Below are 19,223 nucleotides of genomic sequence, written 5' to 3'. Positions count from 1 at the left end.
GCCGCGCCTCACGTCAGCGGCGGCGCGCGCTCGGGCAGGTGGACCCGGCCGTCGACGCCGGGCACGCAGCGGGTGCGGGCGACGTCGAGCCAGGCCACCGCGGCGCTGATCGACGCCAGCATGTGGCGGCCCTGGGCCAGGCCGCAGGCGATCGCCGTCGCCAGGGCGCAGCCGGTGCCGCGCGGGTCGGGGCCGGCCACGCGCGGCCGCTCGAACACGTGGACCTGTCCCGGGAGACAGGCGATGTCGCGGACCCGCTGCTCGTCGTCGACCGCGCTCTTGAGCAGGATGCCGGCGCGGCCGAGCGCGTCGGCGGTGCGCTGGACCAGCTCGGGGTCGTCCTCGGTCGAGCCGGTCAGGGCCGCCGCCTCGCGCCGGTTGGGCGTGACAAGCCATGTCTCTTCGGACATGTCCCGAAGGCAATCTCGGAGGATGTCCCCGCGCGCGCCGAGGTCACCGCCGTCGGAGGCGGCGAGCACCGGGTCGACGACGACCGGGACGCGGCGGGACGCGACCTCGCCGAGGACCGCCTCGACCAGGCCCGCCGGCAGCAGGCCGATCTTGATCGCGCGCGGCGACGGCATCGACCGCAGCTCGCGGACGACCGCGTCCACCGGCCGCGGCTCGGAGGTCGCGGGTCGGCCGTGGCCCTGGCGGGTCCACGCGGTCACGAGGCGGGCCACCGGGACGTTCGGGGCGCAGGCGGCGGCGGTGAAGGTGTCGCGCAGCAGGCCGGCGCCGCCGGTCGGATCGAGCCCGGCGAGCAGCCACAGCGCGGTGGCGTGGCTTGAAGTCTCGGGTACACTGCGGACCATGGCGACCTTCACCGGGACCGTGCGGAAGAACGACCTCGAGGGCGGCTTTCACGAGCTCGTCACCGACAAGGGCGATGTGTACCGCCTGAGCAAGTGCTCCGTGAAGGCGGGGGCGCGGGTGAAGGTCGAGGGCAACGTCGAGTCCGGGGGTTTCGGGATCCACATGTCCGGCCCGAGCATCGCGGTCAAGAGTATCGAGGTTCTCGGCAGCTAGCGCCGGCCCCGAGTCGTCGCCTCCGCCGCCCGCACGGGCCGGCGCGTCGGGCCGTCACCGACAGCCGCCCCCGCTGGGGCGCTGGGACATCGTTTCGCGGCGCGAACGTCCGGCCTGAATCGAAGGCCCACGGCTCGCGCCGGGCGAGCTCGCGTCTGCGAGGGACGAAAGCCGAAGGCCCTGTCACCGGGGGTGACAGGGCCTTCGGCCTTCTAGTGCGAGGAAAGGGACTCGAACCCCCACGTCCTAGGGACACACGGACCTGAACCGTGCGCGTCTACCAATTTCGCCATCCTCGCGGCGGGCGTGGAACCTAGGACGACTCGGCTCCGGCGTCAAGCACTTTTCGCAAGGACTGGGGTCGGAGGGTCCCAAAATTCGGCGCGCATCTGGCGCCGACTGGCGAACGCAGGACCGCGGGCTCCTCGACCTACAGGGGGAGCCGACCGCAGCGGACCGGTCTCGAGCCTCGCTCGCTCGCCCACCGCGAGGCCCGGCCGTGCCGGGCACGACCGCTACGAGGACTTGTCGCCCTGCGCCTTGCCGGACTCGGCGGCAGGCAGGGGTCCGGTCTTGCCGTCTTCGGCGGCCTGGTCGGGGCGGACGGCGAGGAGGGCCTGCAACTCCGGCTCGAGCTCGCCGTCGTTTGGCCAGGCCTCGTCCTCGAGCACCTCGATGACGATCCGCTGGGTCGTCACTTCGCTGGCGCGTGGGGCGCCGTGGCGCTTGTCGTCGTCGAGCTCGCCCCACTCGGTGTCGATCGAGAACACCTCGTCCTCGTCCTCGTCGGGCACGACCACCACCCGCGGGGGCGGGTCCATGTCCTCGTCCGAGTCGATGTCGACGTCGGACGGCAAGCGGAACACCGGGCTGGAGACCTCGGCGCTGCCGAGCGAGCCCATGTCGAAGTCGCCGGAGTCCGCGGCCGAGCCGCCGGCCAGGCGAGCCGCCAGGCTGACCGGCTCGGACTCGTCGTCGAGGTCGATGCCCGCCAGAGGGTCGGGGTCGCCGGGGTAGCGCCGGATCGCCGGCGCCACGATCGAGTCCTCCGGGTCGGGCTCGGGCTCGTCGACGTTCACGTCGAAGCTGCCGCTGGTGTCGGGCCCGTCGATGATCGTCGCCGGCGCCAGCGACACGCGGGCCAGGCGGGCGCGCTCGCTGTCGAGGAGGCGCTCGAGCTCGGCGATCTTCGCCTGCGCTTCCACCAACAGGTTGCGCGTGACGTCGAGCTCGTCGGCGAGGTCCTCGTACTGCTCCTTCTGCTTCTCGAGCTGGGCGAGGCCGGCGGCCAACCGCGCGGCGGAGCGGTCGGTGGCGTCGTTCATCTCCCAGATCTTCTGCTCCGCGGTGTCGAGCTGGAACAGCATGTATTCCATCTCTTCCGCGCGGATGCCGGCCTCGAGGCGAGAGCGGCGCAGGCGGGCCCGCTCGTGCTCGACGATCCGCTGGTGCTCGGCCTCGCTGCGCGCCAGCGCCTCGGCGTGCTCGGCGGCCTGGTCGGCCAGCTCGCCGCGGAGGGTCAGGATCTCGGCGCGTGCGGCGTCGGACAGCGGGCCCGAGGCCTGGACCATGCGGCTCGCGCCGAGCGAGACGATCTGCTGCAGTTGATCGATGGCCTGGTGCTTGGCCTCGAGCTCGCGGCGCAGGCGGAACAGCTCGACCTCGGCGCCCTGCTTGGCGCCGGCGAGCGCCTCCATGTCCTGTCGCTGGCGACGCAGGCGGGCCCGCAGGTGCTCCTGTTCGGCCACGCCCTCCTCGAGCCGGCGCTGCAGCTCGGCGGCCTCGTCCTCGCGCTCGATGGTCTTGCGCTGCTGCTCGCGCAGGCGCTCCTGCAGGCTCGGGACGGTCTCTTCGAGGCGCTGGATGTGGACCTGCAACACCGCGAGCTCGCCCCGCAGCTGGGCCGCGAGGGTCGCGTGGTCCTCGACCGAGCGCCGCAGCTCGCGGACCGTGCGGGTCGCGTCCGCGAGCTCGCGGTCGCGGCGGCGGACGATGTCGGCGGCGGCGCGCTCGCGGGCTCGCAGCTGGTCGCGCTGGGCCGTGACCTTCTCGAGCTCGAGCTGCCGCGCCGCGTGGTCGGCCGGCGACGCCGCGCCGTGGCCCCCGCCGGACTCCTCGCGCGCGCGCAGCCGCTGCTCCTGCGTGTTGTAGAGGCCCTGCAGCTCGGCGTGGTCGACCTCGAGCTTGCGCAGCTCGTGGCCGAGGCGCTCGAGCTCCTGCACCCGGTCCTGCTCGATCGCCCGGCTGCGCTCGACCTGCTCGCGCAGCCGATCGACGTCCGTCACCAGGCGGACGTTCTCGAGGTGCTCGCGGCGGATCTCCTCTTCTTGTTGCAGCACCCGCGTCTCGAGCTCCTGCAGCTCGGCGGTGCGGCGCGCCAGCTCCTCGCGCAGGCGGTTGCGATCGATCGCGGCGTCGGCGGTGGCCCGGCCGCTCTCCGGCGCCGCCAGCGGCGCGACCTCGTCGACGAGCTCGTGGGTCGCGACCGCGTTGTCGGCGTCGGGCCGGCGCATCAACATCGCCAGCGAGTGCATGCGGCTGTCCTCTTGGACATGTTGCAGCGACTCGAGGCGTTGCCGCGCCGCGTGCAGCTCGGCGTCGGTGCGGGCCTTCTCCTCGCGGGCGCGGTCGAGTTCACCGGCGAGCTTGACCGCGTGCGCGAGCAGGCTCTCGCGCTCCTGCGAGAAGTTGTTGACGATCTCCCGCAGCCGCTCGAGCTCGGCGACTGTGTCCGGGTCGAGCACGACGGAGGCGGACGGCTCGGGCTCGGGCGTCGCGGCCGCCGGCGCGGGGTCCGGCTCCGGCGCGATCTCCGGCTCGGGCATCGGCGCCGGCGCCGAAATCTCGTGGACGCGCGGCTGCGGCGCGCCGAGCAGGGCCGACGCGGACTCGGCGGCGAACAGCGCGACGAGGTCGAAGTCGGTGTTCTCGGACGGCTCGGGCTCCGGCTCGGGCTCCGGCTCGGGCGGCAGCGGCAGCGGCGACGCGACCGTCACCTCGACCACTTCGATGGTCGGGGTGAGCGGCGCGACCGGGCCGGTCGGCACGATGACGCACTCGCGCAGCCGGGCCTCGAGCTCGGACTGCGAGGCGATCAGGAGGTAGCGCTGGATCGGCAGCGGCTCGTCGAGCAGGCCCTCGCGCAGGATCGGCACCAGCGCCTCGCCGGGGGCGGCGGGCAGGAGCGGCGCGACGCTCACGCCTTGCCACTCGAGCTGGGCGAAGGCGCCGACGTGGGCGAAGACGCCGCGGAGATCGTCCTCGACCTCCCACAGGTGATCCGGGTCGGGCTCGACGCCGAGAGCGAGGATGCCACCGTCGCGTAACACTCGCTTCGCCTCGACGATGAGCGCGTGCCGGGCGGTCGGGTCGTGGGTGACGCCGCCTTCGATGCACGTCACGGCGTCGATGCTGCGGTCTCGCAGCGGCAGGCGCGACAGCTCCAGCGGGCCCGACCACACCTCCAGACCGGGCTCGGCCGGGCAATCGCCGCCGAGCACCAGCACCCGGGCCACGCCGGCTGCCGCGAGCCGTCGCGGTCCTTCAGGCCCCCCGGGGAGCACGACGGCCACGCGCTTTTGGAGCAGCCAACGCTCCAAAGCTACATATGCGGGCAGGTGGTACACGAGGAGGGGACTTTGGCCCCGGCATCATACTGCAAGGACCATCGCTTTCCCCCCAGAGACAGCGATGGCGCAAACGCGCGCGGCGGTCCGCACGCGGGCCCGCAGAGGCACGGTCCGCGGATGAACTCGAGGCCAGCCGGGGGCCGCGAAGCGGACGGCGACGCGGGCAGCGGCGGTGCGGACGCGCCTGGGGATCGACCTCCCGGGTGCGTCGCGGTCGATCGTCCGGCTCGCAGCGGGGACATCGAGGGCGGTTGATCCGCGGATTTACCTGCCCTACGATGCGGAATCGTCGATGGCGGCCAAGCTCATCCTCATCGGGGGGGACCACCCGACTGAGCACATCCTCACGTCGTTCAACACCCTCGGGCGCCATCCCGACAACTCGATCCAGGTGCTGGATCGGATCGTCTCGAAGGAGCACAGCCGGATCACCCTCGGCCCCGACGGCCGCTACGTGGTCCGCGACGTCGGGAGCCTCAACGGCACCTTCGTCAACGGCGAACGCGTCACCGAGCGAGTGTTGAAGTCGGGCGATCAGATCTCGCTCGGCAACACGACCTACCGCTTCACCGAGGACCCGCCGCGCAACCAGCCCCCGGTCCTCAACAAGGTCACCATGACCCCGGACCAGGTGCAGAGCCAGGTCCAGAGCTCGGTGTCCGCCAGCTCGCGGTTCTTGCCCGCGGCCGACATCAAGGACGTCGCCACGCTCCGCGCCGACTACGAGAAGCTGCGGATCGCCCACGAGCTGTCGCAGCGGCTGTCGATCGACGCCGAGCTCGACACGCTGCTGCAGAAGATCGTCGACGAGGCGTTCCAGCTGATCCGCGCCGACCGTGCGGTCATCCTGCTCGTCGACCCCGAGACCGACGACTTCGTGCCGCGCTACGTCCGGCAGAAGCGCGACGAGGAGATCCGGCTGTCGCGCAGCATCCTCGACGAGGTCCGGCTCAAGAAGCGCGCGGTGCTGTCGTCGGACGCGATGGTCGACGAGCGGTTCAAGGCGGCCAAGAGCATCATCATGCAGGGCATCCGCTCGACGATGTGCGTGCCGCTGCTCTACAACGACAAGCTGCTCGGCGCGATGCACATGGACTCGATGCTGGCGACCGGCGCGTTCAACGAGCGCGACCTGCTGCTGTTCTCGGGCATCGCCACGCAGGCGGCGGTCGCCATCGAGAACAACCTGCTGGCGCAGAAGATCGAGCACGAGGCGTCGAAGCGGGCCCAGTTCCAGCGCCTCCTGTCGCCGAACCTGGTCGACCAGATCGTCTCCGGGCAGCTCACGCTCAACCAGGGCGGGTCGCGGCGCGAGGTGACGATGCTGTTCGCCGACATCCGCGGGTTCACCGGGATGAGCGAGCGTCACCCGCCCGAGGAGATGGTGGCGACGCTCAACGAGTACTTCGAGGTCATGGTCGACGTGCTGTTCCGCCACGGCGGCACGCTCGACAAGTACGTCGGCGACGAGATCATCGGCCTGTTCGGCGCGCCCGTCGAGCTGCCCGACGCGCCGCTTCGCTCGGCCCGCTGCGCGCTCGACATGATGCGCGCGCTCGAAGAGTTCAACCGCCTGCGCGCCGACCAGGGCCGCGAGAAGATCAACATCGGCATCGGCGTGAACACCGGCCTGTGCATCGCCGGCGCGATCGGCTCGTCGCGCACGCTGCAGTACACCGTCATCGGCGACGCGGTGAACATCGCCGCCCGCCTGTGCAGCCTGGCCAAGCCGGGCGAGATCATCATCTCCGAGTCGACCCTGCAGCTGTCCGGCCCGCACGTGATCGTCGAGCCGCGCCAGACCGTGAAGGTCCGCGGCCGCAACGAGCCGCTCAAGATCTATGCGGTCCAGGGCATCCGCGACACGGCGCCGCCCGCCAGCCGCAGCTGAGCCCGCGGCCACCGAGACCCGTCGGCGAGACGCACAAGAAGCGTGCTCGTCGCGCGGGCGGCGAGCTCTGCCGAGCCGGGAACGGTGACATGCCCCGAGGACGCGTGACGACGGGCGACGCGTCGCCGAGCTGCCCGCCGTAAGGAGCTGAGACTCAGCCGAAGCCCTGAGGCCGCGTCACGCCATCATCTCCACTCTCTGCTCCTCACGACGTCGCGCGACCGGTCACCCCGCGCGCGCCGAGAACGGTCTCGCGCGTCGCCGCGTCGCCCGACCAAACGCCGAGAGGGCGGCCTCGGCCGCCCTCTCGGACATGTCCTAGCGGACAGCTGGCTCCCGGTCTTACGCGACCGAGACGCCGATGCCCTTGCGCGCCTTGAAGTAGTCCTCGCTGATGCTGTAGAGGACCAGCTCCTTGATCTTGTCCTTCGGCGTCATCGCCGAGCCGAACGCGGCCTGCTCCTGGGAGATCAGGTGCGCGGCCGTGATGAGGTCGTCGCACAGCAGGAAGCCGATGCGATAGGCGGTGATCTCGGTGCCGAGGGCCCACTTCTTGACGTCGGTGGAGCCGCCGGCCTCGACGAAGCGGCGCATGAGGCTGCGCATCTGGTCGCGGGCGTTGGCCGGGAGGCGCGACAGGATCTCGCGGGCGATCTGGTCGAGCTCCTGGCGGTTGCCGCCGGTCTCCATGTCGCACATGTGCATGCAGGCGAGGAACACCTGCTTGAGGTTCTGCGGCGAGCGGTCGAGCGCGACGTAGGCGTAGTGCGGCAGGTAGAGGTCGGACATGTACCGGCCGAGGGCGAAGGCGAGGTGCTTCTCGTTCTTGCCCTTGAGCAGGTTCTGGAACACGACCATCGTCGGGTGGACGCGGCCGTCGCGCTGCGCGTTGATCAGCGAGACGTCGCCCGGGTCTTCCGGCCGGAGGTAGAGGTCCGGCTGGCCGACGTTGAGCAGCTGCATGACGTACTTCGCCATGCGCGACACCGGCGCGGGGTCGGTGTTGATGTCCGTGCGCTCGTTGGGCTTGAGGTACGCGGGCAGCGGGTTGGCGCGCCAGGCCGCGATCGCCGGGGCGATCGAGCCGAGGATGCCGGTCAGGTACAGGTCCTCGTCCGGGTGGAACACGTGGCGGCGGAGGATCTCCTCCGAGAGCCGCTGACGCGCCTGCCGGAACTCGTTCGTGGCGTACTTGTCGTGGATCTGCTGCTCCTCGGGCGTGGCCTGCTTGAGGAACACCAGCGTCCGCGCCAGGCAGTAGGCCTTATCGAACTGGTTGCTCTTCCGGTAGATGTTGAAGAGCGCGTGGTAGCTCTCGTACCGGAAGGGCTCCTGGGCGATGAGGATCTGGTGCTCCTTGACCGCCTGCGTGGCGTACTCCTGCGGGTTGTCCTGCATGAGCGCCTCGTAGAGCTCGGCCAGCAGGTAGTGCCGCTCGGTGTTGCCCGGGTCGAGCTTGGCCGCGACTTCGAAGGCCGCGGTGGCCGCCTTGAAGTCCTTCAGGCGCGTCCGGTAGATCTCCGCGAGGTTCGACCACAGGGTGATCTTCAGGTCGCCCATGCCGTCGGCCGGGAGCCGCTTCAGCATCTTCCGGTACGAGCGCTCGAGGGTCTTCCAGTCCTTCGACTTGGTGACCATCGCGTCGATCGCCTGGAACGCCTTCAGGTACGTCGGGTCGTCGTCGAGCACCGCGTTGAAGCGGTCGATCGACTCGTCGTGGGCCTTGAGCTCGTCGCGGAGCAGCACCGCCGCGGTGTAGTTGTACTTCGAGCGCCGCTTCGGGTCCTTCTCGATCTCGACGATGCGGTCGATGATCCGGACCGACTCCTCCCACTGCTTGTTGCGGGTGTAGATGTCCAGCAACGTGTGCAGCAGCGGGTAGTCCTTCGGCTGCAGGTCGAGGGCGTTCTGGTAGGCCGCCGCCGCCTTCTGCCAGTTCCCGAGCTTCTCGAGGTACAGCTTGCCGATCTCGTTGTAGATCGCCGCCTGCGCGTCGCCGGTGGCGGCCACGTCGATCATGGCCCGCTTGGCCTGGATGACGCCCTCCCAGTCGCCCGCGCCCGTCTGCAGCTCGATGACCGCGTTCAGGGTGGCGAGGTCGTGCGGGTCCACCTCGAGCGCCTTCTCGAGGTAGTTGAGCGCCTTCCGCGGCTCGTTCTGCCGCTTCTTGATCATGCCGAGGCGGTAGTAGACGAGCACCGTCTCGGACGAGCTCTGGGTGTCGCGGTGCTGGACCAGGATCGTCTGGTACAGCTTGAACGCCTTCTCCCAGTCCTCCTTCTCGAACAGCAGGTCGGCCATGCCGACGAGCACCTCGCGGTTGGTCGCGTCGATGTCGTAGGCGCGCTTGTACTGCTTCAGGGCCTTGTCGCTGTTGCCCAGCTTGCGGGCGACCTTGGCCGCTCGCAGGTAGAGGTCGCGCTGGTCCTGGTCGCCCAGGCCGAGCTGGTCGGCCTTGCGGGTGAGGACGTCGAAGATCGGGTCGGCGTCGGCGAAGCGACCCTCGTCGTAGTAGATCTGGCCGATTACGCGGCCGACCTTGACGTGCTCCGGATCGAGCTTGAGCACCTCGGCGAACAGCGCGACGGCCTTCTCCTTGTTCTCGAGCTCCTCGTAGTAGATGAAGCCGGCCTCGGCCGCGAGCGCGATCTTCTCGAGCTTGGTGTTCGAGTAGCCGAACGCCGCCTCGAGGTTGCGGGCCGCCTTGAGCCAGTCGCGCCGGCCCTTGTACAGCTCCGCCAGGCTGACGATCGCCGGCACGTAGCCCGGGTCGATCTCGGTCGCCTGCGTCAGGCGCCGCTCGGCCTCGTCGAGCTGGCCCAGCTTCTCCTGGTAGACCTGGCCCATGCGGGTCAGGTGCTGCACGCGGACCGCCGGGTCGCGCGACAGCTCGACCAGGCGCGCCAACGTCTTGAGCGCGGCCGGCCAGTCCTCGATCTGCTCCTGCAGGCGAGCGAGCGTGACCGCAGAGTCGAAGTGCTGCGGGTTGAGCTCGAGGATCTCGCTGTAGGTCTCGATCGCGCGGTCGATGTCCTGGATCTGCTTCTCGTAGACCTGCGCCATCGCCACCAGCAGGTCGACCTTGGCGGCGGGCGCCGTGGTGACCGCGATGTGGTTGCGGTAGGTCTCGACCAGCTCGGTCCACTTCTCGAGCCTGGTGTACAGGTCCTCGAGCTGGCGGTAGGTCGGGTCGCGGTACTTGTCGAGGAGGAGGATCTTCTCCAACGCCTCGGCCGCCCGCGCCGGGTCCTGCGCCAGGTTGACGTGCGCGGCCGCCATGCGGTCGTAGATCGCGATCTGCTCGTCGCGCACGGTGGTGGTGTCGAGCTCGGCCTCGAGGACGCCGAGGTACTGGGGGACGTTGCCGCCCGCCAGGTACAGGCGCTCGAGCGCGGCCAGGGCCTCGCGGTCGCCCGGCTCGCTGTCGACGATGCTGCGATAGGTCTCGATCGCCGCCGCCGCGTCGCCGAGCTGACCCTCCTGGACCCCGCCGATCCGCTTGCGCAGGGCGATGACCTGCTCCGGCTCGTCGAGGGTGCCGACGCGCCGCTCGAGCACGCCGACGAGGTCCTGCCACTGACCCTGGTTCTGGTGCAGCCGAGCCAGCGCGTCGAGGGCGTTGATGTTCTCGCCGTCGATCTCGAGCACCTTGCGGTAGCTCTCGATCGCCGCCGGGATGTCACCGAGCCCGCCGTCCTGGACCTCCGCCAGCTGCGTCAGCGTGCGGACCTGGATGTTCGGGTCGGTCTCGAGCGGGACGATCCGCGCCAGCGTCTTGGCCAGCTCGACGTTGTTCATCGCGCGCCGGTAGAAGCCGGCCTGCTCGCGCAGCGCGTTGATGTTGTTGGCGTTGAGCTTCAGCGCCTCCTCGAGCGACTTGAGGCCGTAGTCGACGCGGTTGAGGTGCTCGCCGTACCAGCGGCCGATCTTCACCCACAGCTCGGCCTGCTCGCTCTTGTCGGGGATCGAGCGGACGATGCCGTTGTACTCGTTGAGCAGCTCGCCCCACTTGTTGGCCTGGGTGGCGAGGCGCTCGAGCTCGCGCGAGGTGTCCTCGTTGGCGTAGTCGATGTTGAACGCGTACTTGAGGACCTCGAAGGCGTTGTCCGGGTCGCCCTGGTTCTCCTCGAAGACCTTGGCCATCTTCTGGTAGGTCGAGACCTTGAACTTGGCGTCGTCGAAGATCTCGACCTGCCGCAGGTAGAGCTCGATGAGCTCGCCCCACGCCTCGGTCTCGCGGTAGATGGTCTCCAGCGCCTCGTGGGCCGGCATGTAGGCCTGGTCGAGGTCGAGGATCTCGAGGTAGGCGCCGGCCGCCTCGGTCTTGTTGCCGAGCTGCTGCTCCCAGATCGCGGCGATCTGCATGAGCACGTCGATCTTCTCGGGCGCCGACTCGACGACCTTGCGCTTCTTCTCGAGGACGCGGATGACCTCGTCCCAGCTGGCCTCGCTGCTGTGCAGGCGCTCGAGCGCTGCCAGCGCCTCGAGGCTGCTCGGCTCGAGCTCGAGGACGTGGCGCCAGGCGGCGATCGCGGCCTGGGTGTCCATGAGGTACTCGGCCTGGATCCGGCCGACCTGGGCGTAGTAGGCGCGGAGCTGCTCCGTGCCGAGGATACCCGGGCCGAGCTCGATCAGGTTCGAGAGCACGTCGTTGAGCTCCACCCACGACTCGTTGCGCTGGTAGATCGCGTGGAGCGCGGTCAGCGTGTCGAGGTCACGGCCGTTGAGCTCGCGGGCGTTGAGCCACGCGTCGAGGCTGTTGCGCTCCTTGCCCAGCTTGTCGCCGTAGACGTGGGCGAGCTGCTGGTAGATCGCAACCTTCTGGTTCGCGTCCTCGACCGCGAACACCTGCCGCTCGAGCACCTCGGCGAGCTCGTCCCACCGCTGCGAGCGCTCGTGCAGCACGGCCAGCTCGCCCAGCGCGAGCGGGTCCTCGCCGCGCAGCTCGAGCACCTTGCCCCACAGCTCGACGGCGGTCTCCTCCCGATTCAGGGCCTCGGCCGCGATCTTCGCCATGCGCTGGTAGCAGGCCGCGGTGTCCTCGTCGGTGTTGGCGATCGCCGCGGTGCGCTCGTACGTCTTGTACAGGTCCTCCCAGCGGGCGGCGCTGAGGTACAGGGCCTCGAGCCGCTCGAGGGCGCGGAGGTTGTTGCCGTCGATGTCGAGGGCGCGGTTGTAGGCGGCGATCGCCGCCTCGGGGTTGGCCAGCCACTGCTCGAAGGCGGCGGCGAGGCGCATCTCGAGGTCGACGAGGACCTCGCCGTCCATGGTCGCCTGGATCCGGCGCTGCAGGATCTCGGCGAGCTCCTCCCAGCGGCCGGTCTGGGTGTACAGGCGGTCGAGCGCCTGCAGCCCCTCGGCGTGGTCGGGCACCAGCGCGAGCAGCCGGTTGTAGACCTCGATGGCGCGGGCGCGGTCGCCGAGCCTGGTCTCGAGGACCTGGCCCGAACGACTGAGCACGGCCACGCGAGCGTCCTGCGCCAGGCCCTGGTTCTCGAGGATCTGCTCGCCGACGTCGACGATGAAGCCCCACTCCTGGGTGAGCTCGGCGAGGCGCTCGATCTCCTCGGCGACGCGCTCGCTCAGCGGGTCGTCCATGTACGCGCGCAGCCACCAGTAGTAGGCCGTGCCGGCGTCGCCCAGCTGCTGCTCGCAGATCTGCGCGGTGTTCTCGATGATCTGCAGCCGCTCCGCGGTGTCGGCGGTGGCGTTCAGCTTGACGTCCGCGAGCTTGATCAGCGCGTCCCAGTTGCGCGACGCCTGATACAGCGGCTCGAGGATCGAGGCGATCTCGTTCTGGTGCTCGCCCTCGGCGAAGATGAGCTCGAGCGTCGCCTGCGTGGCCGAGCTGTCGGGGTCGATCTCGAGGATCGTCCGGTAGGCCTCGATGGCCTTCGGCAGGTCCTGGATGTTGTTCTGGTAGATCTGGCCCATGCGGTACTGCAGGGCGATGATCTCCTGCTCGTCCGCGGTAATGCCGATCTGCCGGCGCAGGTTCTCGACCAGCGGCTGCCAGCGCTCGAGCCCGGTGTAGATGCGGTCGAGCTGGGCGATGGCATCACGGTTCTCACCGTCGATGTCGAGGATCGCCAGGTAGCGCTCGATGGCGTCGTCGATGCGGTTCAGCTTGGTCTCGAGCACGACCGCGAGGCGGTGCAGCATGCCGACCTTGGTCGCCGGATCGGGGATCGCGGCGGCCTGCTCGGCCAGCAGGCCGGCGAGCTTCTCGTGGTCGCCCGTGACCTCGGCGAGGCGGTGGAGCTGACCCAGCGTGGGCTCGTGGGTCGGCTCGATCACCAGCGCGCGGGCGTAGGCGGCGAACGCCTGCTCGAACTGCTGCAGCTGCCGCTCGTGGATCGCGGCGATCTGGTGCAGCAGCTCGATCTGCTGCGCAGGATCCTGGACCTGCTTGACCATCACCTCGTAGATGTCGACCAGCTTCTCCCACTCGGCGAGCTGGTTGTAGAACGGCGCCAGGACCTCGGCGGCCAGCATCGGCTGGTCCTCGCCGTGGACGATGCGGTCGAGCGCGGCGATCGTCGGCGCGTGGTCGGGGGCGTGCGCGAGGGTGTCGCGGTAGGCCTCGACGGCGCGGACGATGTCGGCCAGCTGGGTCTCGTAGAGCCCGCCGATCCGGTGACGCAGCGCGGTCTTTTCGTCGCGCTGCGGCGCGACCTCGACGGCCCGCTCGAGGATCCCGAGCTGGTCCTGCCAGCGCTCGGCCTGCCCGTAGAGGCGGTCGAGCGCCTGGATGGCGTCGTAGTCGGCCGGCTCGAGGTCGAGGATGGCGCGGTAGGTCTCGATCGCCTGCTCGACGTCCTTGAGCTTCTCGTCGTAGATCGGGCCGAGCTGGTGCAGCCAGTAGCGCCGGTGCTCGGGGCTCTCCGCCAGCTCGGTCTTGCGGCGGTAGATGTCCTTGAGGTTCTCCCACGCCTCGGTCTGCGTGAACAGCTTGGCGAGGGCGTCGAGCGCCGAGGCGTCGGCGTCGTCGAGCGCGAGGACCTGCTGGTACAGGGCGATCGCGCCGGCCGGATCCTCCATCGCCGTCTCGCGCGTCTGCGCGGCATAGAGGAGGAGCGCCTTTCGGTCGGCGACCTCGGTGACCATCTCCGACTTGCGCACCACCGCCTCGACCAGCGAGCTGAAGTTCGAGTTCTTGAGGTGGAGGTTGATGAGCGCGTCGACGGCCTCGAAGTTGCCGGGGTCGACGCCCAGGATCCGCTCGTAGCTCGCGGCGGCCTTGGCCGGGTCCTCGATCACGAGCTCGTAGATCTGGGCGATCTTCACCAGCAGGCGGATGATGAGCGCGTCGTCGACGATGTCGGGGATCGACTCGTCGTAGAGGGCGACAAGGCGCGGGTAGTCGCCTAGCTGGCGGGCCAGCGTCTCGAGCCGCTCCTGCGTGGTGGCGTTGCTCGGGTCGACCTTGAAGGCGCGACCGAGGGCGTCGAACGCCTTGCCCTGCTCCTCGCCCGCGATCTCGTACAGCTCGGCGATCCGGTGCAGGAGGCCGATCTTCTCCTCGGCGTCGGAGGCGTGCGTCACCATGATCTCGTACGCCTGGATCAGCCGCGGCCAGTTGTTGTTGACGCGGTAGAACGGCTCGAGGGTCTTGGCGACCGTGAGCTGCTGCTGCTCGTGGGTCAGCAGCGTCTCGAGGGCGCCGAGGGCGGTGGCGTTGCCGGCGTCGAGCGCGAGCACGCGGTGGTAGGTCTCGACGGCCTGACCGGCCTGGTCGAGCTTGGTGAGGCGCAGGTCGCCGAGGCGGAGGTTGAGCTCGATCTGCTTGTCCGGGTCGGTCGACAGCGTCAGCTGACGCTCGAGGTTCTCGGCCAGCTCGGTCCACGCGCCGCGCGCGAGGTAGAGCCGGTCGAGGGCGACGATCGCCTGCAGGTTCTCGAACTCGTCGGCGAGGATCTCGTTGTAAGTCGCAATCGCCTCCTCCTTCTGGCCGAGCATCTCGTCCTGCAGGTAGGCGATGCGGAACCGCAGCTCCTGCCGCTTGCCGCCGTCGTTGGTCAGCGGGATCTGGCTGCGGTACACGCCGAGCAGCTCGCCCCAGTTCTGGTCGCGGCTGTAGAGCTTCTCGAGCGCCTCGAGGGCCTCGACGTTGTCGGCGTCGACCTCGAGCGCCTTCTTGAAGTTCTCGATCGCCTTGGGCGCGTTGCCGAGGCGCTGGTCGTACAGGCCGGCCAGGCGCATCAGAAGGGTGCGCTGCAGGTCGCTCGGCAGGTCGCCGGCGACCGCCTCCTCGAACAGCGCGGCGTAGTCGGCGTAGCGGTTCTCGAGGTGGGCGAGCTTCTCGAGCTCGACCTGCGCGGCCTCGTTGCGCGGGTCCTGGCGGAACGCGCGGCTGTAGGCGTCGAACGCCGCCGTGGTGTTGCCGATGTTGTTGGCCAGGATGGCGCCGATCTGCAGCAGCAGGCCCACGCGCTCGTCGACGGTGCCGGCCGCGGCGACCTGGATCTCGAGCGTCTGGACCATCTTCGGCCAGTCGAGCAGGCGCTCGTAGACCGGGAGCAGGATGCCGGCCACCGTGGTCTTGAGCGCGTCGTCCTCGAGGTAGCCCTCGAGCCGCTTGCGCGCCTCCTCGTTGGCGGCGTCGACGTCGAGGACCTGGCGGAACAGGTCGACGGCGTCGGGCGCCGAGTTCAGCTTGTCCTGCTGGACGATGCCGAGACGGAGCAGCAGGGTCGCGCGGGCCTCGACCTCGTCGGGCGCGGTGACCTCGAGCTCGCGGCGCAGGATGTCGGCCAGCTCGGTCCACTTGCCCTGACCGAGGTAGAGGCGGTCGAGGGCGGCGAGCACGGCCGGGTCCTCGACGCCGGTGGCGAGCACGGCCTCGTAGGCGGTGACGGCCTGGTCGACGTGGCCGAGCTGCTCGTGGATGCTGCCGATCCGGGTCTGGATCGCGCGGCGGTCGTCGTCGTTCGTGGCGAGCGACAGCTTGGTGCGGAGGACGTTGAGCAGGTCCTCCTCGCGGCCGAGCGCGAGGTAGAGCCGCTCGAGCGAGGTGAGCGCGGTCGGCTCCTCGGCGTTGATCTCGAGGATCGCCTGGTTGGCGGCGAGGGCGGCCTCGAGGTCGCCCGAGCGCTTCTCGTAGATCTCCGCCAGCTTGAGCCGCAGCGGGATGCTGTCGGGGTCGGTGCCGTACTTCTCGATCGCGGCGCGCAGCGACTCGATCTGCTCGGTCCAGGCGCCGATCGACTCGCCGAGGCGGAACAGGTGCTCGCGCGTGTCGGCCTGGGTGTGGTCCTCGGTGAAGGCCTGGCGGTAGTAGGAGAACGCCAGCGCCTCGTCCTGGCCGATGCGCTCGGCCAGCTCGGCGAGCCGGCGGAGCAGCGCCTGCCGCTGCGCCGGATCCTCGCTGTGGTTGAGCTGAATCTTCAACGGCACCGAGATGTGCCGCTCGTCGTGCGCCTGCTCGTAGAGGTCGATCAGGGCCTCGGCGACGGTGAGGTTGTTGTCGTCGAACGACAGCGCGCGCTCGAGGGCACGGGTGGCCTTGTCGGCCTTGTCCATGCGCGTCTTGTACAGATCGGCGATCTTGAGCAAGAGCGTGGTGCGAGCCGCCCCCTCGGCGGTCTCGGCCTCGCGCTCGAGCACGCGGATGAACTCGCCCCACTTGTCCTGCTTGGCGTAGAACTCCTGCAGGCTCTCCATGTCGCCGACGGCGAGGTAGAGCTTCTTGAGGGCGTCCTGGGCGCGGCGGTTCTCGGGGTCGAGCTGGTACAGCTGCTCCCACGCCTTGATCGAGCTGGCGTTGTCGTCGAGCTTGTCGCTGTAGTTCGAGCCGAGCTTGATGAGGTAGTTGGCCTTCTTGGCCGGGTCGTGCTCGACCTCGGCGAGCGTGCGCAGCACGCCGGCGAGCTGGCCCCACTCCTTCTCGCGCTCGAGGAGACCCTCGAGCTGCTCGAGCGCCTCGTGGTGGGTCGGCTCCATCGCCAGGACCTGGTTCCACAGCTCGATCGAGAGCGGGTTCTTCTTGATCTTCGAGACCGCGGTGCGAGCGACGTCGAGGAGCTGCTCCATGCGCTGCTCCGGGCTCTCGATCAGCGTCAGCTCCTTCTGCTGGACGTGGACGAGCTTCTCCCAGTCGCGCCGCTTGGCGTACAGATCCTTGAGCTTGGTGATCGCCTCGACGTTGTACTCGTCGGCCTCGAGCACCGACTCGAAGCTCTTGATCGCCTCGGCCTGGTTGTTGAACTTGTCGAGGAAGAGGCGACCGGCCTCGAGGTGCAGGGCGGTGCGGCCGACCGGGTCGGTGGTCAGCTCGGCGCGGCGGCGGATCCTGCTGATCAAGTCCGGCCAGCGCTTCATCTGCTCGAACTGGTTCTGCTGGGTCTCGACGACCTTGAGCAGCGACTCGGTGTCGCCGGCGTCCTCGAGCACCTTCTCGAACGCGGCCAGCGTGGTGACCACGAGGCCGGGCTGACGCAGGTGGTCGCGGTAGATGTCGAGCAGTTGCCAGTACGAAGCCTTGGTGTGCTCGAGGTCCTTGTGCGGGTCGCCCTTGAGCTCGTCCTTCAGCAGGTCGGCGACGTTGCTCCACTTGCCGGCCTCGGCGTAGAGCTCCTTGAGGCGCGTCCGCGGGTAGCGCTTCTGCGGCAGCTTGCCCATCGCGTCGCGCCAGGCGTCGATCGCCTTGGCGCCACCGGCGGCCTCGGCGGTGCGGGCGGCGTTGTAGATCCGGACCTCTTCGGGGAGGAAGATCTCGCCGTGCATCTCGACGCCCTCCGGCGGGATCGCGGCGAGCTCCGCGGCGATCTTGTCGGCGGCGGCCTTCTCGGCGGCGGCCTTCTCCGCGGCGGCCCGCTCGGCAGCGGCGGCCTTCTCGGCCTTCTCCGCGGCGGCCTTCTCGGCAGCGGCGGCCCGCTCGGCGGCGATGCGCTCGCGCTCGGCCTTGTCGGCGGCGGCCTTCTCGGCGGCCAGGCGCTCGCGCTCGGCCTTCTCGGCAGCGGCCTTCTCGGCAGCCGCTGCCTTCTCGGCGGCGGCCTTCTCGGCGGCGGCGGCCTTCTCGGCGGCGATGCGCTCGCGCTCGGCGCGGTCGCGTTCGGCCTTCTCGGCGGCGGCGCGGTCGGCCGCGACGCGGTCGCGCTCCGCTCGCTCGGCGGCCTCGGCCTGCTCGGCCGCGGCCTGCTCGGCCGCCAGACGCTCGGCGGCCTCGCGCTCACGCGCCGCGTCCTCGGCGGCGGCCTGCTCGGCGGCGGCCCGCTGAGCCGCGGCGGCTTCGGCCTCGGCCCGCTCGGCGGCGGCCCGCTCGGCAGCGTCGCTGCTCGGAGCCTCGAGGGCGCCGAACTGCTGCGTGAACTCGACGAGGATCGGGTGACGCGGCGCCTGATTGACGGCGTAGGCGAGCAAGCTGCGGGCGCTCTCGACGTCCTGGCGCTGCTTCCACGCGATCTCACCGCCGAGGAGGGCCAGCAGCGCCGCGTCGGTCGGGTCGGTGATGACCTGCAGACCGCGGGCGGCGAGCTCGACGAGGCCCTCGGAGTTGCCGGTGCGCTCGGCGGCCTTCTTGAGCATGTGGAACGCGCCGAGGTGCCAGTCGGCGTCGTTCTCGTCCTTGAGCACGCTGGTGCCGATCGAGTAGGCGTACTCGAGCGCCTGGCGGAAGAAGTACGCCGCCATGTCGGCGTTGTTGAGGCGCACCTGCCAGATCAACGCGAACTGACGCAGCAGCGCGACCTTCTTGTCCGGCTCGCGCTCGAGCGCGGCGCGGCGGTCCTGCAGCTTCTGGATGTGCTGAAGGTGACCGCCGGCGGCGAGCAGGGTCTCGGCGATGTAGCCGGCCTCGTCGTTGCTCGGATCGGCGTCGAGGGCCTTGAACAGCAGCGGCAACAGGCGCGGGTCTTCGGGCGCCTCTTGCTGCAAGATCCGCGCGGTGCGGAGGTAGAGCGCCGACAGCTGGTGGCCACCGTTCTCGACGTTGGCGGCCAGCGGGTCAGCCTGGCCGCTCAACGCGATCAGCTGGTTGTAGCAGATGTTCTGCAGCGCGAACTGCCAGTTGCTCCGGTCGTACAGCGACTCCTGGAAGCGGTCCTGGTACTCTTGATTGCGGCCGTCGGCGCTGGCCGCCGCCTCGAGGTACTGACGCGCCTGATCGACCTGCCGCAGGTTGAGCAGCGCTCGACCGTAGGCGTAATTCAGGGCCGGCGCCCGGTTCGGGTCGCGATTGGCACGCAGCTCGAGCGCCATCAGCTTGGTGACCATCTCGAGGTTGGCCATCTGCTGATAGATCTTGCGCGCCGACTCCAGGGCCTTGAGGTTCTCACGGTCGCGCTTGACGGCCGTCTGGTAGAACGTCATCGCCTTGGCCTTGTCGAGCAGCAATCCCTCGCAGGCCTGGGCGAGGTGGTAGAACGCCGCGGACTGCGCCTGAGGCGTGCCGGCGGAGCTCGCCTGCGACTCGGATTCGTCGATCACCCCGCTCCACTCGGAGACCTCGGTGAGCCGTGACTTGATGCGCGTCGTTACTTCCATCTGAGACCCTGTTTTTTGAGCATTATCGGGGGATTACCCCGGGCTCGGGAGACGGCGGATATACCACGCACCTCGCCGAGCGTTCAACGCGTCCGGAACGATTCAACGCAGGCAGGCCGAGTAGGCCCACCGTGCGCACGACGGGGGACACCCGCGGCGAGCCGCGGGGTAACTGATGGTAGGTCGGGCCT

The 19,223-nt window shown here is 69.8% G+C and carries 5 protein-coding genes and 1 tRNA gene; 2 read left to right on the top strand and 4 right to left on the bottom strand.

Annotated elements, in window-relative coordinates:
- Positions 1-8: 8 nt before the first annotated feature.
- On the bottom strand, positions 9-815 hold the full coding sequence (locus NAEX_RS23545) for a bifunctional hydroxymethylpyrimidine kinase/phosphomethylpyrimidine kinase (RefSeq protein WP_143140537.1): 807 nt from the start codon (positions 813-815) through the stop codon (positions 9-11).
- Here NAEX_RS23545 and NAEX_RS23540 point away from each other — a divergent pair.
- On the top strand, positions 814-1,029 hold the full coding sequence (locus NAEX_RS23540) for a DUF5818 domain-containing protein (protein WP_096329723.1): 216 nt from the start codon (positions 814-816) through the stop codon (positions 1,027-1,029). The genes NAEX_RS23545 and NAEX_RS23540 overlap by 2 nt on opposite strands.
- 216 nt (positions 1,030-1,245) lie before the next feature.
- Here the strand turns inward: NAEX_RS23540 and NAEX_RS23535 are convergent.
- Both NAEX_RS23535 and NAEX_RS48150 read right to left on the bottom strand, forming a co-directional pair.
- Positions 1,246-1,328: transfer RNA gene (locus NAEX_RS23535), tRNA-Leu, on the bottom strand.
- 216 nt (positions 1,329-1,544) lie between these two features.
- Entirely contained in the window at positions 1,545-4,601 is a 3,057-nt protein-coding gene (locus NAEX_RS48150; protein ID WP_170135949.1) for a methyltransferase domain-containing protein, read from the bottom strand.
- 349 nt (positions 4,602-4,950) lie between these two features.
- Between NAEX_RS48150 and NAEX_RS23525 the strand changes: the two genes are divergently transcribed.
- Positions 4,951-6,549, top strand: a complete 1,599-nt coding sequence (locus tag NAEX_RS23525) for an adenylate/guanylate cyclase domain-containing protein (protein WP_096329722.1) — start codon at positions 4,951-4,953, stop codon at positions 6,547-6,549.
- A gap of 342 nt (positions 6,550-6,891) precedes the next feature.
- Here NAEX_RS23525 and NAEX_RS23520 read toward each other — a convergent pair whose 3' ends face one another.
- Positions 6,892-19,032, bottom strand: a complete 12,141-nt coding sequence (locus NAEX_RS23520; RefSeq protein WP_096329721.1) for a tetratricopeptide repeat protein — start codon at positions 19,030-19,032, stop codon at positions 6,892-6,894.
- Between the last annotated feature and the right edge of the window lie 191 nt (positions 19,033-19,223).

Origin of the sequence: Nannocystis exedens, assembly GCF_002343915.1 — a bacterium.
Classification (GTDB): domain Bacteria; phylum Myxococcota_A; class Polyangia; order Nannocystales; family Nannocystaceae; genus Nannocystis; species Nannocystis exedens.
Note: the sequence above shows the minus strand (reverse complement) of the source record. Positions and strands in the feature narration are given on the sequence as shown.